Annotated in this window: 25 protein-coding genes; 21 read left to right on the top strand and 4 right to left on the bottom strand. The window is 69.6% G+C overall.

What is annotated here, in order from left to right:
• The first annotated feature begins 180 nt into the window (after nt 1-180).
• Nucleotides 181-1,041 carry a hypothetical protein gene (locus E9998_RS11145; RefSeq protein WP_136529775.1) on the top strand — a complete coding sequence of 287 codons (861 nt, stop codon included), beginning with the start codon at nt 181-183 and terminating at the stop codon, nt 1,039-1,041.
• Between the two features lie 107 nt (nt 1,042-1,148).
• On the opposite strand, the gene E9998_RS11140 is transcribed toward E9998_RS11145, so the two are convergent.
• The 4 genes from E9998_RS11140 to E9998_RS11125 form a co-directional block, all read right to left on the bottom strand.
• Nucleotides 1,149-1,907: a chromosomal replication initiator protein DnaA gene (locus E9998_RS11140; RefSeq protein WP_136529774.1), complete on the bottom strand. Its 759-nt coding sequence runs from the start codon at nt 1,905-1,907 to the stop codon at nt 1,149-1,151.
• A 9-nt stretch (nt 1,908-1,916) separates the two neighbouring features.
• Nucleotides 1,917-2,531, bottom strand: coding sequence for a DUF305 domain-containing protein (locus E9998_RS11135; protein ID WP_136529773.1), 615 nt, complete (start codon nt 2,529-2,531; stop codon nt 1,917-1,919).
• A gap of 87 nt (nt 2,532-2,618) precedes the next feature.
• Nucleotides 2,619-3,401, bottom strand: a complete 783-nt coding sequence (locus E9998_RS11130) for a DUF3105 domain-containing protein (RefSeq protein WP_136529772.1) — start codon at nt 3,399-3,401, stop codon at nt 2,619-2,621.
• Nucleotides 3,402-3,595: 194 nt separating this feature from the next.
• The gene (locus tag E9998_RS11125; protein WP_240037570.1) at nt 3,596-4,288 is read right to left on the bottom strand and encodes a DUF3105 domain-containing protein; all 693 of its coding nucleotides are present in this window, start codon (nt 4,286-4,288) and stop codon (nt 3,596-3,598) included.
• Between the two features lie 133 nt (nt 4,289-4,421).
• Here E9998_RS11125 and argS point away from each other — a divergent pair, with 133 nt between their 5' ends.
• The 20 genes from argS to atpD all read left to right on the top strand — a co-directional run bounded on the left by argS (nt 4,422) and on the right by atpD (nt 24,421).
• On the top strand, nt 4,422-6,071 hold the full coding sequence (gene argS, locus E9998_RS11120) for an arginine--tRNA ligase (protein WP_136529771.1): 1,650 nt from the start codon (nt 4,422-4,424) through the stop codon (nt 6,069-6,071).
• Nucleotides 6,071-7,468, top strand: a complete 1,398-nt coding sequence (gene lysA / locus E9998_RS11115) for a diaminopimelate decarboxylase (RefSeq protein WP_136529770.1) — start codon at nt 6,071-6,073, stop codon at nt 7,466-7,468. Before argS ends, lysA begins: the two co-directional genes overlap by 1 nt.
• A 43-nt stretch (nt 7,469-7,511) precedes the next feature.
• On the top strand, nt 7,512-8,822 hold the full coding sequence (locus E9998_RS11110) for a homoserine dehydrogenase (protein WP_136529769.1): 1,311 nt from the start codon (nt 7,512-7,514) through the stop codon (nt 8,820-8,822).
• A 27-nt stretch (nt 8,823-8,849) separates the two neighbouring features.
• Nucleotides 8,850-9,905, top strand: coding sequence for a threonine synthase (gene thrC / locus E9998_RS11105; protein ID WP_136529882.1), 1,056 nt, complete (start codon nt 8,850-8,852; stop codon nt 9,903-9,905).
• Between the two features lie 16 nt (nt 9,906-9,921).
• Nucleotides 9,922-10,842, top strand: a complete 921-nt coding sequence (thrB, locus tag E9998_RS11100) for a homoserine kinase (protein WP_240037568.1) — start codon at nt 9,922-9,924, stop codon at nt 10,840-10,842.
• A gap of 566 nt (nt 10,843-11,408) precedes the next feature.
• On the top strand, nt 11,409-13,355 hold the full coding sequence (gene rho / locus E9998_RS11095; protein ID WP_136529768.1) for a transcription termination factor Rho: 1,947 nt from the start codon (nt 11,409-11,411) through the stop codon (nt 13,353-13,355).
• A gap of 194 nt (nt 13,356-13,549) precedes the next feature.
• Nucleotides 13,550-13,780 carry a 50S ribosomal protein L31 gene (gene rpmE / locus E9998_RS11090; protein WP_030157650.1) on the top strand — a complete coding sequence of 77 codons (231 nt, stop codon included), beginning with the start codon at nt 13,550-13,552 and terminating at the stop codon, nt 13,778-13,780.
• 80 nt (nt 13,781-13,860) lie between these two features.
• Entirely contained in the window at nt 13,861-14,946 is a 1,086-nt protein-coding gene (gene prfA / locus E9998_RS11085) for a peptide chain release factor 1 (RefSeq protein WP_136529767.1), read from the top strand.
• Nucleotides 14,943-15,776: a peptide chain release factor N(5)-glutamine methyltransferase gene (prmC, locus tag E9998_RS11080; RefSeq protein ID WP_136529766.1), complete on the top strand. Its 834-nt coding sequence runs from the start codon at nt 14,943-14,945 to the stop codon at nt 15,774-15,776. The genes prfA and prmC overlap by 4 nt, the downstream gene beginning before the upstream one ends.
• A complete protein-coding gene (locus tag E9998_RS11075) occupies nt 15,773-16,534 on the top strand; it encodes an L-threonylcarbamoyladenylate synthase (protein ID WP_136529765.1) in 762 nt (253 codons plus the stop codon). The genes prmC and E9998_RS11075 overlap by 4 nt, the downstream gene beginning before the upstream one ends.
• Entirely contained in the window at nt 16,531-17,085 is a 555-nt protein-coding gene (locus tag E9998_RS11070; RefSeq protein WP_240037567.1) for an arsenate reductase/protein-tyrosine-phosphatase family protein, read from the top strand. The genes E9998_RS11075 and E9998_RS11070 overlap by 4 nt, the downstream gene beginning before the upstream one ends.
• Nucleotides 17,086-17,294: 209 nt before the next feature.
• Nucleotides 17,295-17,483 carry a hypothetical protein gene (locus E9998_RS11065; protein WP_136529764.1) on the top strand — a complete coding sequence of 63 codons (189 nt, stop codon included), beginning with the start codon at nt 17,295-17,297 and terminating at the stop codon, nt 17,481-17,483.
• A gap of 132 nt (nt 17,484-17,615) precedes the next feature.
• A complete protein-coding gene (locus E9998_RS11060) occupies nt 17,616-17,834 on the top strand; it encodes an AtpZ/AtpI family protein (protein ID WP_136529763.1) in 219 nt (72 codons plus the stop codon).
• 36 nt (nt 17,835-17,870) lie between these two features.
• Nucleotides 17,871-18,683: a F0F1 ATP synthase subunit A gene (gene atpB, locus E9998_RS11055; RefSeq protein WP_136529762.1), complete on the top strand. Its 813-nt coding sequence runs from the start codon at nt 17,871-17,873 to the stop codon at nt 18,681-18,683.
• 97 nt (nt 18,684-18,780) lie between these two features.
• Nucleotides 18,781-18,996 carry an ATP synthase subunit c family protein gene (locus tag E9998_RS11050; RefSeq protein WP_136529761.1) on the top strand — a complete coding sequence of 72 codons (216 nt, stop codon included), beginning with the start codon at nt 18,781-18,783 and terminating at the stop codon, nt 18,994-18,996.
• An 18-nt stretch (nt 18,997-19,014) separates the two neighbouring features.
• Nucleotides 19,015-19,560 carry a F0F1 ATP synthase subunit B gene (locus E9998_RS11045; protein ID WP_420842429.1) on the top strand — a complete coding sequence of 182 codons (546 nt, stop codon included), beginning with the start codon at nt 19,015-19,017 and terminating at the stop codon, nt 19,558-19,560.
• Nucleotides 19,557-20,381: a F0F1 ATP synthase subunit delta gene (locus E9998_RS11040; protein ID WP_420842428.1), complete on the top strand. Its 825-nt coding sequence runs from the start codon at nt 19,557-19,559 to the stop codon at nt 20,379-20,381. The genes E9998_RS11045 and E9998_RS11040 overlap by 4 nt, the downstream gene beginning before the upstream one ends.
• Nucleotides 20,382-20,415: 34 nt before the next feature.
• Nucleotides 20,416-22,050 carry a F0F1 ATP synthase subunit alpha gene (gene atpA / locus E9998_RS11035; protein ID WP_136529758.1) on the top strand — a complete coding sequence of 545 codons (1,635 nt, stop codon included), beginning with the start codon at nt 20,416-20,418 and terminating at the stop codon, nt 22,048-22,050.
• Nucleotides 22,051-22,052: 2 nt separating this feature from the next.
• Entirely contained in the window at nt 22,053-22,991 is a 939-nt protein-coding gene (locus tag E9998_RS11030; RefSeq protein ID WP_136529757.1) for a F0F1 ATP synthase subunit gamma, read from the top strand.
• A 2-nt stretch (nt 22,992-22,993) separates the two neighbouring features.
• The gene (gene atpD / locus E9998_RS11025; RefSeq protein WP_136529756.1) at nt 22,994-24,421 is read left to right on the top strand and encodes a F0F1 ATP synthase subunit beta; all 1,428 of its coding nucleotides are present in this window, start codon (nt 22,994-22,996) and stop codon (nt 24,419-24,421) included.
• Nucleotides 24,422-24,439 lie beyond the last annotated feature (18 nt).

Here is a 24,439-nt window from a genome sequence, read left to right as displayed (position 1 = left end):
TCTTCGAGCCGAAAGGAGCTCCTGCGCCTGGGCCACCCCGAATTCGATTGAACCCCGGCGCAACGCCGTGACCGAACGGCTCCCGTTGTCCGCCAGGGTGACAGTCGCCACGATGGAACACTCTGGTGTTGGCGCGTCGCAACGTGAAACATGCGTTGAGGTCCAATAACGTTTCACGACATGGTCACCCATTCGCATGAGGTCCCCATCCGCCTGTTCCAGGACCGCCCCGAACTGGCGGCGGAATTGCTCGTCAAGACGGTCGGGGCGACGCTTCCACCGTATGCCGCCGCGGAATCCGAATCGGAGGCGTTGACGAACTGCGATCCGCTGGAACTGAACTGTGACAACGTCGCCGTGTTCAGGGACCGGTTCGGGAACGCGGTGCACGCGATCATCACCGAGATCCAGCGCAGCGACGATGCCGACAAGTGGTTCAGCTGGCCGATGTACCTGACGATCCTGCGGGCCCGCCTCAGGTGCCAGGTGCGGCTACTGGTCGTCTGCACGGACGAGGTGACCGCGACCTGGGCGAGGAAGCCGATTCGGATCGGCCCTCCGGAGTTCATCCTGCGGCCGGACGTGATCGGACCGGGAGACCTGGTGCGGCTCATAGACGGACATGACACCAGGGAGGCCGTCGAACTGCTGATCCTGGTGGCGGCGACCTACGGCAAGGGACCGCAGACCGAGGCCGTCGCCCATGACCTCGGCCGGCGGCTCAACGAACTATCAGACCCCGATCGCAAGAAGTATGCTGGTCTGGCATGGCAACTTCTTTCGAATGCAGCATGCGACATTCTGGAGGGCTACATGAGCATGACGTACCAGGAGTACCTGGAGACCCCGGCAGGTCAGCTCGAACTCAAAGGCGAGGCTCGGGGCAGGGCCGAGGCGGTGCTCGACATGTTCCAGCTCCGCGGCATCGAGGTGTCCGAGGACTCGCGGGAGCGGATCTTGGCATGTGCCGAGCCTGAGCAGTTGAAGCGCTGGTTCAACAGCGCTTTCAGTGCGGCTCGGGCAGAGGACCTGTTCGACTGAGAGCGTCGGCCGCGTGTCCGTGACGTGGCAGGAGTATTTGGAGACCCCGGAAGGTCAAAGACATTGAGAGGGCCCGACCGCTTTGCGGTCGGGCCCCTTCTTCGTTGTCAGGGGTTGATCCAGTTGCCTATGGAGATGAGGGTGGCGGCGGAGGCTCCGAGGACTGCTGTGGCCACTGCGGCGGCGGCGAGGAGGCGGAGGGGGGTTTGGGTCCAGTCGGGGCCGATCTGGTGGCGCATGGCGGGCATGGAGCCGGTGCCGGGTTCAGGTTGGGGGGATTCGACGGCTTCGGGGATCGGCTCGGGGGAGGGCCGCATGAAGGAGGCGGTCGGGAGGAGTTGGGTGTCGCCTGAGGTGCCGCCGTTGAGGCGGACGTGGTCGACCTGGACGGTGACCGGTCCGACCGAGCCGCGGAGGCCGTCGCCGACGCGGGCGAACTGGGTGGTGTCGTCGGAGCGGACCTGCGGCTGCGGGCCGGTGAAGGAGGCGCCTTCGCGGCCCACGCGCGGCACGGACCAGGAGCCGTTCGGCTCGCGGGGGGCCGACCAGGGATTGCCCGGTTCGGCGTGGCCGGACTCGGGCCGGTTCGATTCGCGGGGGGCGGACCAGGCGTTGCCGGGTTCGGCGTGGTCGGGTTCGCGCTGCATCGACCAGGAGCCGCTCGGGTCTGCGTGGCTCGACTCGCGGGGGGCGGAGGTCTCCCAGCTGTAGCGGTGCCGGGAAGGGCGCTGCGGGGGAGCTTCGGGGACGGTGTCGACTTGGACGGTGCGCAGCTCGTCGGTGCCCCGGCCGTCGCCGACGCGGGGGAGTTCCCCGGTGGTCGGGTGGGTCGGGTCGCCGTAGCTCGGGCCCCAGTTGTCGCTCACGCGGGCTCCCTACTCCTCGACGGTGGACAGGATCCGGTCGAGGTGGACTTCGAGGCTCTCGATCTCGGCCTGCTGCACGTTGACGGTGCGCTGGGCCGCGTCCACGACCCGCTCGTCGTCGGTGAGGTCGAGGACGATCTTCGCCATGTCGACGCCGCCGATGTGGTGGGCGATCATCAGGTCGATGAACATGAGGTCGGCCTCGGTGCCGGTGAGGGTCTTGAACTCGGCGAGCTCCTCGTCGGTCGCCATGCCGGGCATCTCGCCGGGGGCGTCGCCGTCGTGGGCGTGCTCCTCGCCGGCCCAGGCCATCGAGTCGCCGCTGGAGAGCCTGACGTCCCACTCGCGCAGCCACGAGCGGTACATCCCGATCTCGGCGCTCTGCGAGGTCGCGATGTCGTAGGCGACGAGCTTGAGGGTCTCGTCGCCGCCGTTCTGCCACTCGTACATCGCCATGTCGACGGCCTGCTGGTGGTGCGTCTGCATGTCCCGGGCGAAACCGGCCTCGGGAGAGTCCTCGCCGGGGGCGGCGGTGGCCGCGACCCAGCCGACCGCGACGCCCGCGGTCAGCATCAGCACGGCGGTGACCGCGACCAGCACGGCCGGACGGCGCCACAAGCTCATTCGTCGTTCCTTCCTCGGCGGGCGCTCCCCGAAGCGCCCGCGCCTCCCGTATGCCTAACGAGCGTGGGCCCGAAAGGTTCGCCCGCGTCAGCCGGTCGGAGCCTGGTCGGCGGCCGTGGTCGCCACGCCGCCGGTGCAGGTCGCGTTCGCCTCGGCGGAGTTGTCGGCGTTCTGGATGTAGAAGTCCAGGAACTCGTCGATGAGCGGGTCGTTCAGGTCGTCGGTCTGGTACTGGACGCCCCAGGCCTGCATGGAGACGGCCACGCCCTGGTCCGCGTAGGGGCTCATGAGGGAGTAGTCGCGGCCCTCGATCTTGGCGGCCAGCTGGTCGATGCCGTCGCCGTCGACCAGTGCCGGGTCGTAGGTCAGCCACACGGCGCCGTGTTCGAGGGAGTGGACGGCGTTGCCGTCGGCGATCGCCGCGGCGTAGACCGAGCCGGTGCACGTCTGCCACGCGCCGAGGTGGTCGCCGCCGGCGGGCGGGGCGATCTCGTACGTGGGGACGGCCGCGGGGTCGTCGTTGTCGACGTGGGTCTGCTGCATGACCCACGGGTATTCGAGGTCGTCCTCGGTGATCTCGCCGTCGGCGAGGGCGTCGCGGACCTCGGAGTAGTTGGCGTACTCGCCGTAGAAGGTGGTGACCCCCTCCGGTGGCTGGCTGCGGTCCCAGACGACGAACACCGCGGCCCCGATCAGGCCGAGCGCGACGACGCCGACGGCCGAGAACGTGAGGATGAGACCCCACGGCTTCGGCTGCTTGACCTGGACGGCGCGGCCCTTGCGGGCGGCCTGGGACGACTTGGGCTTCTCGGCGCTCTTGACGGCGCCTTTAGCGGCGCTCTTTGAGGCGGTTTGCTTCTTTGATGCCATTTCGCGGGGCGTGCCTTATTCGTCGACGTCGGTTGGAGCCGGAGCGGCGCCGGGGAGGGCCCGGTGTGAATACCGCTCGCGAAGGCCACCTTACCTTGCAGGGCGCCGCGCGCACCCTCCGACCGCCCGCCGAATACGGCAGGTCGAGGGCGTTTTCGGGCCCCGGCCGGGAGGCAGGGACCCGTGATGCGTCGTCACAGGTCGTTCGCGTCGGTCGACAGCCCGCCCGAGCAGGTCGCGTTCAGCTCCGGATTGAACCGCTGGTTGAGGACGAATCCGTCCAGGTACCCCTCGATCACCGGATCGGCCGGGTCGTCGGTCTGGTACCGGTTCCCCCAGGACTGGAGCGAGATCGCCACGCCCTGGCCCGGGTAGGGGCTCATGAGGGAGTAGTCGCGGCCCTGGATGAGCAGCGCCAGCGCGTCCACAGCGGCCTGGTCCAGCAGCTCGGGGTCGTAGGTCAGCCACACCGCGCCGTGCTCCATCGAGTGGACCGCGTTGCCGTCGACGATCGGCGCGTCGTACACCGAGCCCGTGCACGTCTGCCACGCGCTCAGGTGATTCCCGCCGGCCGGGGGCTTGAGCTCGTACTCCGGCGGCGTCCCGTCCCAGTCCGCGGCGATGTCCACGTGCTCCTGCTGGGCCACCCACGGGTGCTCCAGCTCCTCGGCCGTCACCTCGCCGCCCTGCATCACGGTCATGAGCGTCGCGAAGTCGCCGTACTCGCCGTAGAAGCTCTCCACACCCGACAGGTCCGCCGGCCCCGCCGAGACCGGGTCGTTCGCGGCGTACCCGTCGCCGCCGAGGACGTCGGAGGTGCAGCCGCCGAGGGCGGCCAGGGCGAGGGTCGCGGCGAGCGCGGTCCAGCGGTGGCGGAGCGGGCGCATGGTCGGGCCTTCCTTCTCGGTTGCCCCTCAACCTACCGACCGGGCCCGCCGCCCCGGCGCACGCACCGGCGCGACCCGCCACAACGACCTTTCTCCGTCGCACGGCCCCGAGCGGGGCGTCTACCATTACCGGGTGACTCCTGAGACGCTCGCAGAGAAAGTGCTGTCCGCTACGCGCGACGCCTTCGAGGCCCTCGGCCTCGACACCGCCGTACTGCCCGCCGCGACGGCGGTGGAGCGACCCAGGGACCCCTCGCACGGCGACTACGCCTCCAACATCGCGCTCCAGACCGCGAAGAAGGCCGGCACGAACCCCCGCGCCCTCGCCGAGCGGATCGCCGAGCACCTCACGAGCACCGACGGCGTCGCCAAGGTCGACATCGCCGGGCCCGGCTTCCTCAACATCACCCTCGACGCCGCCGCCGCGGGCGAGATCGCCGGGAAGATCGTCGCCGCCGGACCCGCCTACGGCGACAACGGCTCCATGAGCGGCCACGAGGTCAACCTCGAATTCGTCTCCGCGAACCCCACCGGTCCCGTCCACGTCGGCGGCACCCGCTGGGCCGCCGTCGGCGACGCCCTCGCGCGCATCCTGCGCGCCTCCGGCGCGAAGGTCACCTCCGAGTACTACTTCAACGACGCCGGCTCCCAGATCGACAACTTCACCGCCTCCCTCCTCGCCAGCGCCAAGGGCGAGCCCACCCCCGAGAACGGCTACGGCGGCCCCTACATCGACGAGATCGCCGCCGAGGTCGTCGCGCGCCGCCCCGCCATCCTCGACGCCGAGGACCCCCAGGAGGAGTTCCGGCAGGTCGGCGTCCAGCTCATGTTCGACGAGATCAAAGCCGATCTCGACTCCTTCGGCACGCACTTCGACGTGTACTTCAACGAGAAGGAACTCCACGACAAGGGCGAGCTCGACGCCGCCGTGGCGCGCCTGACCGCGCTCGGCCACATCTACGAGTCCGAGGGCGCGGTCTTCCTGCGCACCACCACCTTCGGCGACGACAAGGACCGCGCGCTCAAGAAGTCCAACGGCGAATGGACCTACTTCGCCGCCGACTGCGCCTACTACCTCGACAAGCGCGAGCGCGGCTTCGACAAGCTCGTGTTCATGCTCGGCGCCGACCACCACGGCTACGTCGGCCGCATGCAGGCCATGAGCCGCGCCTTCGGCGACGAGCCGGGCACCATGGAGATCCTCATCGGCCAGCTGGTGAACCTCGTGCGCGACGGCAAGCCCGTCCGGATGTCCAAGCGGGCCGGCACCGTGATCACCCTCAACGACATCGTGGAGGCCGTCGGCGTCGACGCCGCCCGCTACACGCTGGCGCGCTACTCCTCGGACTCCCCGATCGACCTCGACGTCAACCTGCTCACCTCGCACAAGAACGAGAACCCGGTCTACTACGTGCAGTACGCGCACGCCCGCACCGCCTCGGTCATCCGCAACGGCGCCGAAAGGGGCGTCGAGACCGGCGACTCCTACGACCCGGCCCTCCTCTCGCACCCGCGCGAGTCGGACCTGCTCAAGGCGCTCGCGGAGTTCCCAGCCGTCGTCGCCACCGCCGCCGAGCTGCGCGAACCCCACCGCATCGCCCGCTACGCCGAGGAGCTGGCCGCGGCCTACCACCGCTTCTACCACGACTGCCGGGTCCTGCCCTTCCCCGACGAGGAGACCACTCCGGTCAACCTCGCCCGCCTGTGGCTGGTCGCCGCCACCCGAACCGTCCTCGCCAACGCCCTGGGCCTCCTCGGCGTCACCGCACCGGAGCAGATGTAATGCGCACCCACGAAGCCGGCGCCCTGCACGGCGACTTCGCCTCCCTGCGACCCTCATGGCTCGGCGTCCCCGAGGACGTCAACGCGATGCTCCCGCAGCTGTGGTCGGCCAACGTCGAGCGCGCCGACACCGGCGCCGTCCACGTCGGCGGCCTCTCGGTCGAGAAGCTCGCCGCCGAGTTCGGCACCCCCGCGTACGTCTTCGACGAGGACGACTTCCGCGCCCGCTGCCGCGCCTGGACCGAGGCCTTCGACGGCGCCGACGTCTTCTACGCCTCCAAGGCCTTCTGCTCCAAGGCCGTGCTCCGCGCCGCCGCCGAAGAGGGCCTGTTCGTGGACGTCTGCACCGCCGGGGAGCTCGCCGTCGCGCTGGCCGCCGGGCTCGACCCGGCCCGACTGGGCCTGCACGGCAACAACAAGTCGCTCGCCGAACTCCACCAGGCCGTGGAGATCGGCGTCGGGCGGATCGTCGCCGACTCGTTCCAGGAGATCGAGCGCCTCGAAGCGATCGCGAGGGAGCTCGGGAAGCGCCCGAACGTGATGGTCCGCGTCAACGTCGGCGTCGAGGCCCACACCCACGAGTTCATCGCGACCGCCCACGAGGACCAGAAGTTCGGCTTCTCCCTCGCCGACGACGTCGCCTACGAGGCCGCCCGCCGCGTCATCGAGGCGCCGCACCTGGAGCTGCTGGGCCTGCACTCGCACATCGGCTCGCAGATCTTCGACACCGCCGCGTTCGAGATCTCCGCGGCCCGCGTCGCCCGCCTCCAGGCGAAGCTCCAGACCGACTTCGGGGTCCGCCTGGCCGAGCTCGACCTCGGCGGCGGCTTCGGCATGGCCTACACGACCCAGGACGACCCGCAGACGCCCGCCGTCATCGCCGAGTCGCTGCGCCGCATCGTCGCCGACGAGTGCGCCGCCGCCGGGATCGACGTGCCGCGCCTGTCGATCGAGCCCGGCCGCAGCCTCGTGGGCCCGTCGATGTTCACCCTCTACGAGGTCGGGACGGTCAAACCCGTCACGCTCTCGGCGGGCGCGTCGCGCCTGTACGTCTCGGTGGACGGCGGCATCAGCGACAACATCCGGACCGCGCTCTACGACGCCACCTACTCGGCGACGCTCGCCTCCCGCGCCTCGGGCGCCGCGCCCGCACTCGCCCGAGTAGTGGGAAAGCATTGCGAATCCGGCGACATTGTTGTTAAAGATGAGTTCCTCCCGGCGGACGTCGCGCCGGGAGACCTGATCGCGGTCCCCGGCACCGGCGCCTACTGCCGCTCCATGGGCTCGAACTACAACCACGTGCCCCGCCCGCCCGTCGTCGCCGTCTCCGGCGGCGAGGCCCGGGTGATCCTGGCACGCGAGACCGTCGACGATCTGCTGCGCCTCGACGTGGGCTGATCGACGACACCGGCCACACCCACACGGAAGAGGGACACCAGCGATGAAACTCGCGCTACTCGGATGCGGCAACGTCGGCAGTGAAGTCGTGCGCCTCATGCGAACGCGCGAGGACGAGCTGGCGGCCCGCATAGGGGAGCCCATCGAGATCGTCGGCATCGCCGTGCGCCGCCTCGACCGCGACCGCTCGCACCTGCCGGTGGACAAGGCGATGTTCACCACCGACGCGCTCGGCCTCGTCAAGCGCGAGGACGTCGACATCGTCGTGGAGGTCGCCGGGGGCATCGAGCCCGCCCGCACCTGGATCACCACCGCCCTCGGCGCCGGCAAGTCGGTCGTGACCGCGAACAAGGCCCTCCTCGCCGAGGACATGCCCGCGCTCGCCGCCGCCGCGAAGACCGGCGGCGCCGACCTCTACTACGAGGCCGCCGCTGCGGCCGCGATCCCGCTCATGCGCCCGCTGCGCGAGTCCCTGCACGGCGACACCATCAACCGCGTGCTCGGCATCGTCAACGGCACCACGAACTACATCCTCAGCCAGATGACGCAGACCGGCGCCTCCTTCGAGGAGGCCCTGTCCGAGGCCACCGCCCTGGGGTACGCCGAGGCCGACCCGAGCGCCGACGTCGACAACTACGACGCCGCCGCGAAGGCCGCGCTCATCGCCTCGCTCGCCTTCCACACCCAGGTCGACCTCGACCAGGTCTACCGCGCGGGCCTGCGGGCCGGGCAGTCCTCCACCGGCGAGTGGACCAAGGGCGTCAGCGCCGCCGACATCGCCTCGGCCGCAGCCGAGGGCCGCGTCGTCAAGCCGCTGTGCATCGCCACCCGGGAGGCCGACGGCGTGTCCGTGCGCGTCCACCCGGCGATGATCCCGGCCACCCACCCGCTCGCGAACGTCAACGGCGCCTACAACGCGGTGTTCGTCGAAGCAGAGTCCGCCGGGCGCCTCATGTTCTACGGAGCGGGAGCCGGCGGCACCGAGACGGCCTCGGCCGTGCTCGGCGATATCGTGGCCGTGGCGCGCAACAAGCGCGGTGGGATCACCGCCTTCCCGCCCGAGGCCGCCTACCAGGACCTCCCGGTGAAACCCATCGACGAGGCCCGCACCCGCTACCACGTCAGCCTCGACGTCGTCGACGAGCCCGGCGTGCTCGCCCGCGTGGCGGCCACCTTCGCCCACCACGGCGTCAGCCTCGCCACCGTCCACCAGTCGGGCCGCGGCGACGACGCCCAGCTCGTGGTGGTCACCCACACGGCCGCCGACAAGCAGTTGTCGGACACCGTGAAAGAACTGTCGCAGCTGACGTCGGTGCACCAGGTCACCTCCGTCATGCGCGTCGAAGGAGAGTAGGACAACGCCATGTCCCTTGCCTCTGCCATGCGCCCCGGCTGGCGCGGCCTCATCGAGGAGTTCCGCGACCGCCTGCCCGTCACCGACGCCACGCCCGTCGTGACCCTCCAGGAGGGCGGCACCCCGCTGCTGCCCGCACCGACGCTCTCCGCCCGCACCGGCTGCGACGTCTACCTCAAGGTCGAGGGCCTCAACCCCACCGGCTCCTTCAAGGACCGCGGCATGACGCTCGCCGTCTCCAAGGCCGTCGAGGCCGGATCGAAGGCCGTCATCTGCGCCTCGACCGGCAACACCTCGGCCTCGGCCGCCGCCTACGCCGCCCGCGCGGGCATCACCTGCGCGGTCCTCGTCCCCGCCGGGAAGATCGCCCTCGGCAAGCTCGCCCAGGCACTCGTCCACGGCGCCAAGCTCATCCAGCTCGAAGGCAACTTCGACGACTGCCTCATGGTCGCCGACAAGCTCTCGCAGGACTACCCGGTCGCCCTGGTCAACTCGATCAACCCGGTCCGCCTCCAGGGGCAGAAGACCGCCGCGTTCGAGATCGTCCAGGTCCTCGGCGACGCCCCCGACCTGCACGTGCTGCCGGTCGGCAACGCGGGCAACATCTCCGCGTACTGGATGGGCTACAGCGAGGACGCCGCCGCCGGCAACGCCACCAAGCGTCCCCGGATGCTCGGCGTCCAGGCCGCCGGGGCCGCGCCGATCGTCAACGGCCAGGTCGTGGAGCACCCGCAGACCATCGCCACCGCGATCCGCATCGGCAACCCCGCGTCCTGGACCAAGGCCGTGGACGCGGAGAAGGAGTCCGGCGGCAAGATCATCGCCGCCACCGACCGCGAGATCCACGCCGCCTACATGCTGCTGGCCCGCTCCGAAGGCGTCTTCGTCGAACTCGCCTCCGCCGCGTCCGTCGCCGGCCTGCTCAAGCAGACCGAGGCCGGATGGGTCGAGCCGGGGCAGACGATCGTGTGCACCGTGACCGGCAACGGCCTCAAGGACCCCGACTGGGCCGTCTCCACCGCGCCGCAGCCGTCCACGGTCCCCGTCGACGTCGCCAAGACCGCCGCCGCGCTGGGGCTGTAGTTTGGGCGCCTTCCCTGTGCCAATTTACGGCTCCGCAAGCATCGCCGAGGGCGGGCCCCGCGCCACCGTGCGAGTCCCGGCGACCTCGGCGAACCTCGGCCCCGGCTTCGACTCGCTCGGCCTCGCCCTCGACCTGTGGGACGAGGTCACCGCCGAGACCACCAGCGGCACCGCCGTCACCGTCGAGGTCGAAGGCGAGGGCGCTGGCACCGTCCCCGACGACGAGCGCCACCTCGTGGCCGCCACCATGCTGCGCACCTTCGCGCACCTCGACCTCGCCCCGCCGGGCCTGCGCCTGAAGTGCCGCAACGCGATCCCGCACGCGCGCGGCCTCGGCTCCTCCTCGGCGGCGATCGTGGCCGGGATCATGCTGGCCGACGCGCTCGCGGGCGCGGGCATGACCCGCAGCGAGAAGCTCGTGCTCGCCGACGCGATCGAGGGCCATCCCGACAACGTGGCGCCGTGCCTGCTCGGCGGATTCACCATCGCCTATTCCACTGGGGACGGTGCGAGGGCGGTCCGGCTCGACCCCTCGCCCCGGCTGCACCCGTGGGTGTACGTGCCCGAGCACCGCGGCCTGACCGCGGTCGCGCGGGCGGCGCTGCCGGCCAAGGTCCCGCACGCCGACGCGGTCTTCAACCTGTCGCGCTCGGCCCTGCTCGTCGCGGCCGTCGCGCACCATCCCTCGCGGCTCTTCGACGCCACCGACGACCGCCTCCACCAGTCGTATCGGGCCGAGGGAATGCCGGAGAGCACGGCGTTGTTGACACGGTTGCGCACCGCCGGCGTCGCCGCGGCGATCTCGGGCGCTGGACCCACCGTCCTGGCCCTCGCCGTCGACGACGCGGGCGTCCCCGAAGCCCCTCCGGGCTTCGAGGCGTCGCGTCTGGACGTCGCCTCCGGTGCCGTCCAGGTCGCGACCTCCCCGAACGAGTGATCCTCGGGTCCGTTGTTGTCAATGGGAAGAGTGCGCTACCATTCCAGTAAGACGACCACCCGGTGTCGTGACTGCTCGAAGCCTTGCTTATGCTTGTAGTCACAACAGCTGCGGCGCATCCAGCGCACGCCTGATCTCTTGTTTGGGTCATCACCCTCAACCATGGATTTGTGACTTTGCATAGCTCCAGCGTGGCATGGCACGGTTTCGACCAAGGAACAGTCGCTGTCCGCTTGTGGCACCGGGTTTGCGCCCGGGGATCGCAAAAGCGAGGATCGCATTCAGCGGAAGTCGCCATCACGTGTCTCACCGTGCACGATCATTCTCCGCGAGCTGTCCAATCACAGGCCCAGAGGCTGTCACCACGACCAGGACCGTCTGCTCAGCGGACAGCCCAGGGGTGTTGCACCCGGCGTCAACCGTCGTCTTCGCCTCCGCCGCGGCCGTCCGGCCCGAGGCGGTCAGGGCGATGGCGGGACGCGGACCAGAACATCGGCATTGCGGCTATTTGAAAGACGCGGAAACTCCTCGAATTCACTTCGAAGTTCCGCCAGGGAAGGAATCCATTGAGCGACACCACCGGCACGACGTCGGACCGGATGAGCGATGCGGCGCCTGCTTCGGGTGAACTCCCCGAGGCCAAGAAGCGCCGCCGGGCAGGAACCGGTTTGGCCTCCATGCTGATGCCCGAGCTCCAGCAGATGGCGCAATCGCTCGGCATCACCGGCGTTGGCCGGATGCGCAAGAGCGAGTTGATCGCCGCCATCCAGGAGCGGCAGGACACGGGCTCGCAGCCCGGCGGTGCCAGCGCAGAACGGGAGGCCCCGCCAGTGCCTGACTCTGAACACACACCGATCGTCGAAGCGCCGTCGACCAATGTCGACGCCGACCACGGCGACAACGGCTCCGAAAGCGCTGAAGCCAAGGGCGGCACGGCCGCCCGCCGGGCCACCCGCCCGGCCGGCCCGCCGCAGCCGCGTCGCCGCCAGGACCAGTTCGCGTCCCGCGAGGGCGGCGAGTCCGAGCGTCCCGCCGAGACCGCCGACGCCGAGGCGCACGGCTCCGCAGGCGAGTCCGATGAGGACCGCCCGCAGCGCCGCCGCCGTGGCCGCGAGAACGGCCGTGACAACAACGGCCGCCAGGACGGCCGCGCCGAGCGTGCGGACCAGTCCGACTCCCGCGGCGACAACCGCGCGGAGCGCCGCGGCGGCGACGACGACTACGACGACCGCCAGCAGGGCGAGGGGGACGGCCGGCGCCGCAAGCGCCGCGACCGCTCCGACCGCCGCCGCAGCGGCGGGGGTCGCGAGGAGAACGAGCGCGCCGGCAGCGGCGGCGGGAGCGGCGTCCAGAACGACGAGCAGCTCGTGCCCGTCGCGGGCATCCTCGACATCCTCGACAACTACGCGTTCATCCGCACCACCGGCTACCTCGCCGGGCCCGACGACGTCTACGTCTCGATGTCGCAGGTCCGCAAGCACCGGCTGCGCCGCGGCGACGCCATCACCGGAGCGGTCAAGCCCACCCGCACCGAGGAGCCCGGCGGCCAGAACAACGGCAAGCAGCGCCGCGAGAAGTACAACCCGCTCGTGCGCCTCGACACCGTCAACGGGATGAACCCGCAGGACGCCACGAAGCGTGACGAGTTCTACAAGCTCACGCCGCTGTACCCGCAGGAGCGCCTGCGCCTGGAGACCGAGCCGAACGCGCTCACCACCCGGGTCATCGACCTGGTGGCGCCGATCGGCAAGGGCCAGCGCGCGCTCATCGTCTCCCCGCCCAAGGCGGGCAAGACGATGGTGCTCCAGGCGGTCGCCAACGCGATCACCACGAACAACCCCGAGTGCCACCTCATGGTGGTCCTCGCGGACGAGCGGCCCGAAGAGGTCACCGACATGCAGCGCTCGGTGAAGGGCGAGGTCATCGCCTCGACCTTCGACCGCCCGCCGTCGGACCACACCACGGTCGCCGAGCTCGCCATCGAGCGCGCGAAGCGCCTCGTGGAGCTCGGCCACGACGTGGTCGTGCTGCTCGACTCGATCACCCGTCTGGCCCGCGCGTACAACAACTCGTCGCCGGCCTCCGGGCGCATCCTGTCCGGCGGCATCGACTCGACCGCGCTGTACCCGCCGAAGCGCTTCCTGGGCGCGGCGCGGAACATCGAGCACGGCGGGTCGCTGACGATCATCGGCACGGCGCTGGTCGAGACCGGCTCCATGGGCGACATGGTGATCTTCGAGGAGTTCAAGAGCACGGGCAACACCGAGCTCAAGCTGGACCGGAAGATCGCCGAGAAGCGCACCTACCCGGCGATCGACGTCCACCAGTCGAGCACCCGCAAGGACGAGCTCATGATGAGCCCCGAGGAGCAGGCGGTCATGCTGAAGCTCCGCCGGGTCCTGTCCTCGCTGGAGCCGCAGCAGGCCATCGACCTGCTCATCGACCGGCTGAAGAAGACCCAGACGAACGCCGAGTTCCTGATGTCCATCGTCAAGAGCACTCCCGGCGAGTAGTCGCCCGGCGTGAGGCCGCCCTCTCTGAGAGCGGCCTCACGCCTTAACATTGAAGATCGGTGCGCAGGTCGCGCACGCCAGGGCGGGCTTTCGAGCCCGCTCGAAGTCCAGTGAGCGCCCCTCCCGGGGGGTCCGACGCGGTTCCGGTTCACGGCTGCACGCAGCCGACCCGGCGACCCAGAGAAAGGGAAGTCATGAAAGACGGGATCCACCCTGAATACGTCGTCACCGAGGTGACCTGTTCCTGCGGGAACGCCTTCACCACCCGTTCGACGGTGACCAGTGGCAAGATCCAGGCTGCGACCTGCAACAAGTGCCACCCGTTCTACACCGGCAAGCAGCGCATCCTCGACACCGGCGGTCGCGTGGCCAAGTTCAAGGCCCGCTACGCCAAGACGCAGGAGAAGGCCCAGGCCGGCAAGTAGCCGTGCTCAGCGGCGTTCGTGTCATTCGACACGGGCGCCGCTTTTTCATCCGTCGATTCGCCGCTTTCTAGGGAACGCACATGACGACCGCCGCCGACAACCGCCTGGCCTCGCTGCTCGCCGAGTACAAGGACCTCGAAGTCCAGATGGGCGACCCCGCCCTGCACGCCGACCCGGCGCAGGCCCGGCGGGTCGGCCGCCGCTACGCCGAGCTGTCCCCGATCGCCAAGACCGCCGAGGACATCGAGGCGGCCAAGGACGACCTGGAGACCGCCGAGGAGCTCGCCAAGGAGGACTCGGACTTCGCCGCCGAGGCCGAGGGCCTGCGCCAGCGCATCCCCGTCCTGGAGGAGAAGCTCGCCGAGCTGCTCGTCCCGCGCGACCCCGACGACGCCAAGGACGTGATCATCGAGATCAAGGCCGGCGCCGGCGGCGAGGAGTCCGGCCTGTTCGCCGGCGACCTCATGCGCATGTACCTGCGGTACTTCGAGCGCCAGGGCTACGCCGTGGAGACCCTCGAAATGGTCCCCACCGACCTCGGCGGCATCAAGGACTCCTCGATCGCCGTGCGCACCAAGGGCACCCCCGAGGGCGGCAACGGCGTGTGGTCGCGCATGAAGTTCGAGGGCGGCGTCCACCGCGTCCAGCGCGTGCCCGTCACCGAGTCCCAGGGCCGCGTCCACACCTCCGCCGCCGCCGTCGTCGTCATGCCCGAGGCCGAAGAGGTCGACTTCGAGCTGAACATGAACGACGTCCGCGTGGACGTTTACCGCTCCTCCGGCCCCGGCGGCCAGTCGGTCAACACCACCGACTCCGCGGTGCGCCTCACCCACGTCCCCACGGGCGTCGTCGTCACCAGCCAGAACGAGAAGAGCCAGCTCCAGAACAAGGAGGCCGCGATCAAGGTCCTGCGCGCCCGCCTCCTCGCCAAGCAGCAGGAGGAGGCCGCCGCCGCGGCCGGGGCCGCCCGCCTCTCGCAGGTGCGCACCGCCGACCGCTCCGAGCGCATCCGCACCTACAACTTCCCGCAGAACCGCCTCACCGACCACCGCGTCGGCTTCACCGCCTACAACCTCGACCAGGTCATGGACGGCGCCCTGGACGAGGTCCTCGACGCCCTCGCCGCCGCCGACCGCGCCGAGCGCATGGCCCGCGGGGCCGAATGACCTGGACCGAGGCGATCGCCGCCGCCGCGAAGCGACTCGCGGCGACGGGCGTCCACTCGCCGCGCAACGACGCCGAACTGCTCGCCGCCCACGTCTCCGGGCTCACCCGCGCCCGCCTCCTCATCGCCGACGACCCGACCGCGGCGCAACTGGCGGAGTTCGACGCGCTCATCGCCCGCCGCGCCACCCGCGAACCGCTCCAGCACCTCACCGGCTCCGCCGCCTTCCGCTACGGCGAACTCGCCGTCGGCCCCGGCGTGTTCGTGCCCCGGCCCGAGACCGAACTCCTCGTGGACTGGGCCCTCGAACACCTCCCCGAAGGCGGCACCGTCGTCGACGCCTGCTCGGGCTCGGGCGCGATCGCCCACGCCGTCGCCACCGAGCGCCCCGACGCCCGCGTCTGGGCCGTCGAAGCCGACCCCGACGCCTTCGAATGGCTCGAATCGAACCTCGAAGGCACCGGAGCGGTCCCCGTCCTCGCCGACGCCGTCGCCGCCTCCACCCTGAACGAACTCGACGGACGCGTCGACCTCGTCACCGCGAACCCGCCCTACGTCCCCTTCGACATCGAAGTGGCCCCCGAGGTCGACTTCGACCCCCGCGGCGCCGTCTACGCCGCCGAAGCCGGACTCGCGGTCATCCAGCCGCTCGCCGTCCGCGCCGCACGCTGGCTCGGGCCCGGCGGCTGGTTCGGCTTCGAGCACGACGACACCCACGGCACCGTCGCCCCCGAGATCCTGCGCGTCACCGGATTCACAGCGGTCGAGGACCACGACGACCTCGCCGGGCGGCCGAGGTTCGCGACCGGAAGGCTAGGCTTGGCGCCGTGAGGCTATTCAACGCCAGGAAGATCAAGGACCGCGCGACCGGGCTAAAGTCGGCAGCCAGGGCGGTGAGCGGCGGCAGGCTCGTCGTCATCCCCACGGACACCGTCTACGGCATCGGCTGCGACGCGTTCAACCACGCCGCCGTCAAGGCGCTGCTCGCCGCCAAGGGCCGCGGGCGCGACATGGCGCCGCCGGTGCTCATCGGATCGAAGCGGGCCCTCGACGGCATCGCCTCCGACGTCCCCGCCTCCGCCACCGAGCTCATCGAGGCCTTCTGGCCCGGCCCGCTCACCGTGGTCGTGCCCTACGCGCCCTCGCTCGCGTGGGACCTGGGCGACACCGACGGCACCGTCGCGGTGCGCATGCCCCTGCACCCCCTCGCGCTCGAACTGCTCAAGGAGACCGGCCCGATGGCCGTCTCCTCGGCCAACAAGCACGGCCTGCCCCCGGCCGAGACCGCCGCCGACGCCAAGGCGCAGCTCGGGTCCGACGTCTCGGTCTACCTCGAAGCCGGCGCGAGTGAGGACAACCTCCCCTCGACCATCGTCGACTGCGTCGCCCACCCCCCGCAGATCCTCCGCGAAGGCGCCCTGAGCCTCGAGCAGATCCGCAAGATCGTCCCCGAGACCCTCGACCGCGACGGCCGCGGCCCCGGCGAGGAGCCTGAGGTCGCCGAGGCTGAGACGGCCGAGGAGGAATCGGCCGAAGCCGAGGCAGTCCCGGACGCGGCGCCGCCCGCCGACGAGGAGACCACCGCGTGACCGCGCCCTTCGCCGTACTCCACGTGTGCACCGGCAACATCTGCCGGTCGCCCATGTCCGAGCGCATCCTCGACGGCCTCACCGGCGACGACGTGCTCAACCACGGCGCGGGGATCTCCGCCTTCCACGAAGGCGAGAACATGCAGCCCAACTCCGTCGGCGAACTACGCGCGCGCGGCTACGACGGCGAAGGCCACCACGCGCGCCACCTCACGCGCGCCCACGTTGAGTCCAGCGACCTCCTCCTCGTCGCCACCACCGGCCACCTCGAATACGTCGCCGAGCGCTTCCCCGAGGCCCTCCCCAAGACCTTCCTCGTGCGCACCCTCGGACGCATCGCCGCCGACCTCGACCCGGCCGTGCTCCCCGACGGCGACGCCGCCGTCCGCGGCAAGGCCCTCGTCGCCCTCGCCTACGAGCGCCGCGGCGACTACGAGGACGTCGACCTCGCCGACCCGTGGGGGATGGGCCAGACCGTCTACGCCCGGATCGCCGACCAGCTCGAAGACGCGCTCAAGCCCGTCGCGACCGCGTTGGAAGGCCCGTCGTGAGGGCCGCGAGGGGCTTCCTGAAGCCGTGCTTCGCCGTCGCCGGAATCGTCGCGGTGATCGCGGCGATCCTCGGGTGGATCACCGCGGGAGGGCCGGGCGCCTGGGGTGCCCCCGCAGGAGTAGCGTTGGCTGCCTTGGGCTTCGCCGGGTCGGTGCAAGCGGTCGCGGCAGCCGAGAAGGTTGACCTGCGTCTCACTTTGCCTATGGCCTTGATCACATACGCAATCAAGCTCATGCTCGCGTTCATTGCATTGTGGACGGTCCAGGCGACCGCTCCGAACGCCTTGCTCCCCTTCGCCTACGGGATCGTCGGCGGAGCGGTCGCGTGGCTCGCGACCCAGGCTGTCTGGGCATACAAGGCGAAGATCCCCTACATCGAGCTCGACCAGCCGTCCTGACGCGTTCTCGACGCCCGCTTCCGATGCGACACGCGGTGTTTCATGGAGGTTGACAATTACGCACCGATGCCTCTCGTCTCAGCGAACCCGCTGGGCAGTTCCTGTGTAGTAGCTGTTAGAGTTCAGCTCGACATGGCCGACAAACACCCCCCTGACCACAAACCGCAACCTGACGGTTCGGATATGGGCTGGCGTGCGCTGGGGTACCTCATTTCCGGAATCGTCTTTTGGGGCGGTGCCGGATTCCTCGTCGACCTGTGGCTCGATCTGCCCAGAGTCGGGCTCCTGGTAGGGATGCTTGTCGGTGCTGCAGCAGGAATGTACCTGCTCATCAAGCAGATGTCGCCGTAGTTTTTTGACCGACACTGACTGAGAGGCGTGGCTCGCGTGACCGACTCAGCCATCGTGCTGGCCGAAGGGGAGTCCCACTTCCCGCCCGGTATCCACAGCTTTGACTTTGCCGACTGGTTCTCCGGGCTCACCGGGACCGCGCTCGCCCACATGTTCACCACCATCACCCTCGGCGTGTGGCTGACGGTCGCGATCCTCATCGTCTTCTTCCTGTGGGCCTACCGCAAGCCCCAGGTCGTCCCCACCAAGAAGCAGTGGCTGGCCGAGTCCGCCTACGGCTTCATCCGGAACACCGTCGCCATCGACCTGATGGGCAAGAAGGACGGCGTCAAGTTCGCCCCGTACCTCGCGACCCTGTTCCTGTTCATCGTCCTCATGAACTTCTGGGCCGTCGTGCCCGGCATCCAGATCTCGCCGAACGCGCACATCGCGTTCCCGGCGATGCTGGCGATCCTCTCCTGGATCATCTACGTCTGGGTCGGCATCAAGCAGCACGGCCTGGCCAAGTGGCTGAAGATCACCGTCGTGCCGCCCGGCGCGCCGATGTTCATCTACCCCCTGCTCATCCCGATCGAGATCCTGCAGAACATCATCCTGCGGCCGGTCACCCTCGCCCTGCGGCTCTTCGCGAACATGTTCGCCGGCCACCTCATCCTGCTGGTGTTCATCCTCGGCGGGTTCGAGATGCTGAACTCCAGCAACTTCCTCATCCAGGGCCTGTCGATCTTCTCGTTCGGCATGGGCATCGCGATGACGCTCTTCGAGCTCATCGTCATCCTGCTCCAGGCGTACGTCTTCACGCTGCTGACGGGCATGTACATCCAGGGGTCCCTCGCGGAAGAGCACTAGAGCTCCCCGAAACTTCCACCCCCACCCACAGATTTCGCAATTGAACAACATCGTGCGCGTGACGGTCACGCCACGCTGACACCTAGGAGAAAACCAGATGGAAGGCTCCGTCAACGTCATCGGTTACGGCCTCGCCGCGATCGGCCCCGGTATCGGTGTTGCCCTCATTTTCGCCGCGTGGATCACCGCCACCGCGCGTCAGCCCGAGTCGGCCGGCATCACCCGCCCGATGCTCTTCATGGGCTTCGCCCTCGTCGAGGTTCTGGCGCTGTTCGGCCTCGTTCTCGCCTTCGCCCTCGGCGGCGCTAACTAACAACCCTTCAAGGGAGTCATCATGATTCACGCCGCCGAAGGAGGCGCCGGGATCCTCTTCCCGATCTGGCAGGAGATGCTGGTCGGCGCCATCGCCTTCGGTCTGCTCTGCTTCGTCCTCATCAAGTTCGTCTTCCCCCGCATGGAGAAGACGTTCGAGGAACGGGTCGACGCGATCGAAGGCGGCATCGAACGTGCTGAGCGGGCTCAAGAAGAGGCCAATCAGACGCTCGAGGAGTACCGCCGCAAGCTCGCCACCGCGCAGGAGGAGGCCGCCGCGATCCGCGACGAGGCCCGTGCCGACGCGGTGGCCGCCAAGGAGGAGATCCTCGTCTCCGCCCGCGAAGAGGCCAACCGCGTGATCGCGGCCGGCCACGCCCAGGTCGAGGCGTCTCGCCAGCAGCTCGTCCGCGAGCTGCGCAGCGAGATCGGCACCCTCGCCGTCGACCTGTCCGAGAAGATCATCGGGCAGCGCCTCGCCGGCGACGCCGACACGACCGCGACCGTGGACCAGTTCCTGGCCCAGGTCGCGGACGAGACCGCCGAGACGAGCGGAGCGCGCTGATGTCGACGACTGGACGCGAGAGCATCGAGGCCGGCCGGGCCGTGCTGGAGGCCTCGGCCTCCGGCACCTCGGCCGAGCAGCTCACCGAGTGCGGCGAACAGCTGCTGGACGTGACGCGGTTCCTCGTCGACCAGCCTCGGCTGCGTCGCGCCCTGTCCGACCCCGCCCGCGCGGCGGACGACCGGGAGGGCCTCATCCGCGGGCTCCTCGCGGGCCAGGTGGGCGCGGCCACCACCGACGTGGTGGCCACGCTGGTGCGGGGCCGCTGGGGCAGCCCGTCCGAACTGGTCGACGGCACCGAGCAGCTCGCCGTGAAGGCGCTGCTGCTCGCCGCCGCCCAGGACGGCACGCTGGCGAACGTCGAGGACGAGCTGTTCCGCTTCGGGCGGCTCGTCGACGGCGACGCCGAGCTGTCCTCGGTCCTCGGCGCCTCGGGCACCGACCCGAAGTCACGGGCCGTGCTGGTCGAGCGCCTGCTCGACGGCAAGGCCGAGCCGGTGACGGTACAGTTGGCGGCCGCCGCGTGCTACGGCATCGGCGGGCGCAGCTTCCACGCGTCGCTGGCCCACCTGGTCGAGGCCGCCGCCGCGGCCCGCGACGAGGCCGTGGCCTACGTGACCGTGGCGAGGCCGCTGGACGAGTCCGGCGAGCGTCAGCTCGGGGCGAAGCTCAGCCTGGTCTACGGCCGCCCGGTGGCGCTCAAGGTCACCGTCGACCCCGTGATCGTCGGGGGCATCCGAGTGCAAGTGGGCTCGGACCTGTGGGACGGCTCCGTCTCGCGCCGCCTCGACGAAGCCCGCCAAGCCTTGGCCGGACGCTGATCCAGCCGGTAACAACAGAAAGGTAAACGTTCAGATGGCTGAATTGACCATCTCCTCTGACGAGATCCGCAGTGCGCTCGACGCCTACGTCTCGTCTTACCGGCCGGAGATCACCCGCGAAGAGGTCGGTGTCGTCACCTCCGCCGGCGACGGCATCGCCGTCGTCGAAGGCCTCCCCTCCGTCATGGCCAACGAGCTCCTCGAGTTCGAGGGCGGCGTGATGGGCCTGGCCCTGAACCTCGACGTCCGCGAGATCGGCGCCGTCCTCCTGGGCGACCCGGTCAAGGTCGGCGAGGGCCAGAGTGTCAAGCGGACCGGCAAGGTCCTCTCGGTGCCTGTCGGCGACAAGTTCCTCGGCCGCGTGGTCGACGCGCTCGGCAACCCCATCGACGACCTCGGCGAGATCGAGGCCGAAGGTGAGCGTGAGCTGGAGGCCCAGGCCCCCAACGTCATCAACCGCCAGTCGGTGTTCGAGCCCGTCGAGACCGGCATCAAGGCCATCGACGCGATGACCCCCATCGGCCGCGGCCAGCGCCAGCTCATCATCGGCGACCGCAAGACCGGCAAGACGCAGGTCGCGATCGACACGATCATCAACCAGCGCGCGAACTGGGAGTCCGGCGACCCGAACAAGCAGCTGCGCTGCATCTACGTCGCGGTCGGCCAGAAGGGCTCCACCGTCGCGGGCATCAAGGGCATGCTCGAAGCCCACGGCGCGATGGAGTACACGACCATCGTCGCGGCCAACGCCGACGAGCCCGCGGGCCTGAAGTACCTCGCCCCCTACACCGGTTCGGCCATCGGCCAGCACTGGATGTACGGCGGCAAGCACGTCCTCATCGTCTTCGACGACCTGTCGAAGCAGGCCGAGGCCTACCGCACCGTGTCGCTGCTGCTGCGTCGCCCCCCGGGCCGCGAGGCGTTCCCCGGCGACGTGTTCTACCTGCACTCGCGTCTGCTCGAACGCTGCGCGAAGCTCTCCCAGGAGCTCGGCGGCGGTTCGATGACGGGTCTGCCGATCATCGAGACCAAGGCCGGCGACATCTCGCAGTTCATCCCGACCAACGTCATCTCGATCACCGACGGCCAGGTCTACCTCGAAGAGGGCCTGTTCAACTCCGGTGTGCGCCCGGCGATCAACGTCGGCACCTCCGTCTCCCGTGTGGGCGGCGCCGCGCAGACCAAGGGCATGCGCTCGGTGGCCGGCTCGCTCCGCCTGGACCTCGCCCAGTACCGCGACCTGGAGGCCTTCGCGGCCTTCGCGTCGGACCTGGACGCCGCGTCCCGCGCGCAGCTGGACCGCGGTCTTCGGATGGTCGAACTGCTCAAGCAGGGTGTGGCCGAGCCGCTCCCGATGGGCGAGGAGACCATCTCGATCTGGGCCGGCACCGCCGGCGAGCTCGACGACATCCCCGTGGGCGAGGTGCGCCGCTTCGAGTCGGAGTTCCTCACCTACATGCGGGCCAACCACAAGGACGTCGTCGCCCAGCTCACCGCGGGCAAGGACAAGGTCGCCGGCGACATCGAGGACACCCTCAAGCGCGCCGCCGCCAAGTTCAAGAAGATGTTCAAGGCCACTGCGGACGACCTGCACGTGACCGACACCGCTGAAGACGCCCTCGAAGGCGACGTGGATGTCGAGACCGTCAAGCGCGTCAAGAGGGGTTAGCCATGTCAGCGCAGCTTCGTAGTTTGCGGAAGCGGCTGAAGTCGACCCAGTCCATCCGGAAGATCACCAAGGCGCAGGAGCTGGTCGCGACCAGCCGCATCGCCAAGGCTCAGGAGCGGGTGGCGGCGTCGCTGCCGTACGCCCGCGCCATGACCAGCGTGATGACCTCCCTGGCGTCGAACGCGTCGATCAACCACCCGCTGCTCCAGCCGCGCGCGCGGGTGCGCCGCGCCGGGGTCCTGGTCGTGACGGCGGACAAGGGGATGTGCGGCGGCTACAACGCCAACGCCATCCGCACCGCCGAGCAGCTCGTGTCGCGCCTCGCCGAAGAGGGCAAGGTGCCGGTCCTGTACGTCACGGGTCGCAGGGGGGTTGACTACTACAACTTCCGCCGCCGCCCGATCGAGCAGTCGTGGACCGGGTTCTCCCAGCTCCCGAAGGTCTCGGACGCGCAGGAGATCACCCGGACGCTGCTCGCGGCGTTCATGTCCGGCGCGGACGACGAGGACGACGGCGCGGGAGCGGACGGTATCCTGGGGGTGGACGAGCTGCACATCGTGCACACCAAGTTCGTCTCGCTGCTGACGCAGACCCCTGAGCCGCGGCAATTGGCGCCTCTCGAAGTCGAGGAGGTGGAGGAGCACGAGCTCGAAGAGCACGTGCTGCTCCCGGACTACGAGTTCGAGCCGAACCCGGAGGCGCTCCTCGACGCGCTGCTGCCGAAGTACTTGACGACTCGCATCTACGCGGCCCTGATCGATGCGGCCGCCAGCGAGTTGGCGTCGAAGCGTCGGGCCATGAAGGCCGCGACCGACAATGCCGATGAATTGATCAAGACCCTGCGGCGGAGCGCGAACGCGGCGCGGCAGGCGGCGATCACGCAGGAGATCAGCGAAATCGTGGGCGGGGCCAGTGCCCTTTCCGCCGCAGGAAGAGAGTAACGATGACTGACACTCAAGGAGTGGGGCGCGTCGTACGGGTCATCGGGCCGGTCGTCGACGTCGAGTTCCCGCGAAACGCCATCCCGCCGATCTTCAACGCACTCCACGTTGACGTGACCTACGGGGCCGAACCCAAGACGCTGACCCTGGAAGTGGCCCAGCACCTGGGCGACAACCAGATCCGCGGCATCTGCATGGCCCCGACCGACGGCCTGGTCCGCGGCGCCGAGGTCACCGACACCGGCTCGCAGATCAAGGTGCCGGTCGGCGACGGCATCAAGGGCAAGGTCTTCAACGTCCTCGGCGACTGCCTCAACCTCCCCGAGGGCGAGGAGCTCCAGGCCGACGACCACTGGGAGATCCACCGCCACGCCCCGGCGTTCGCGCAGCTGGAGCCGAAGACCGAGATGCTGGAGACCGGCATCAAGGCCATCGACCTGCTCGCGCCGTACGTCAAGGGCGGCAAGATCGGCCTGTTCGGCGGCGCCGGCGTGGGCAAGACGGTGCTCATCCAGGAGATGATCATCCGCGTGGCCCAGAACTTCGGCGGGTCCTCCGTGTTCGCCGGCGTCGGCGAGCGCACCCGTGAGGGCAACGACCTCATCGCCGAGATGGACGAGGCCGGTGTGCTGGAGAAGACCTCGCTGGTCTACGGCCAGATGGACGAGCCGCCGGGGGTGCGCCTCCGCGTCGCCCTGTCGGCCCTGACGATGGCCGAGTACTTCCGCGACGTGAAGAACCAGGAGGTGCTGCTCTTCATCGACAACATCTTCCGGTTCACGCAGGCCGGTTCGGAGACCTCCGCGCTGCTGGGCCGCATGCCCTCGGCCGTGGGCTACCAGCCGACCCTCGCCGACGAGATGGGTGAGCTCCAGGAGCGCATCACCTCGCTGCGCGGCAAGGCCATCACCTCGATGCAGGCCGTGTACGTCCCCGCGGACGACTACACCGACCCGGCGCCGTTCACCGCGTTCACGCACTTGGACGCGACGACGAACCTGGAGCGGAAGATCTCCGACAAGGGCATCTACCCCGCGATCGACCCGCTGGCCTCGAACTCCCGCATCCTGGAGCCCGAGGTCGTGGGCGCCGAGCACTACGCGGTGGCCTCCACGGTGAAGCAGATCCTCCAGAAGTACAACGAGCTTCAGGACATCATCGCGATCCTCGGCATGGACGAGCTCTCGGAAGAGGACCGTCTCGTCGTGGGCCGCGCGCGCCGCATCGAGCGCTTCCTGTCGCAGAACACCTTCGCGGCGAAGCAGTTCACCGGCGTCGAAGGTTCGTTCGTCCCCGTCAAGGAGACCGTCGAGGCCTTCAAGAAGATCGCCGAAGGGGAGTACGACCACTTCCCCGAGCAGGCGTTCTTCATGTGCGGCGGCCTGGACGACCTGCACAAGAACGAAGAGGAGCTCCGCAAGAAGGGCTAGCCCTTCGGCACGGACGAC

It is taken from the genome of Glycomyces paridis, assembly GCF_004912155.1.
Classification (GTDB): domain Bacteria; phylum Actinomycetota; class Actinomycetes; order Mycobacteriales; family Micromonosporaceae; genus Glycomyces; species Glycomyces paridis.
The sequence above is the reverse complement of the archived record's forward strand: the minus strand, read 5'-3'. Positions and strand labels throughout refer to the sequence as shown.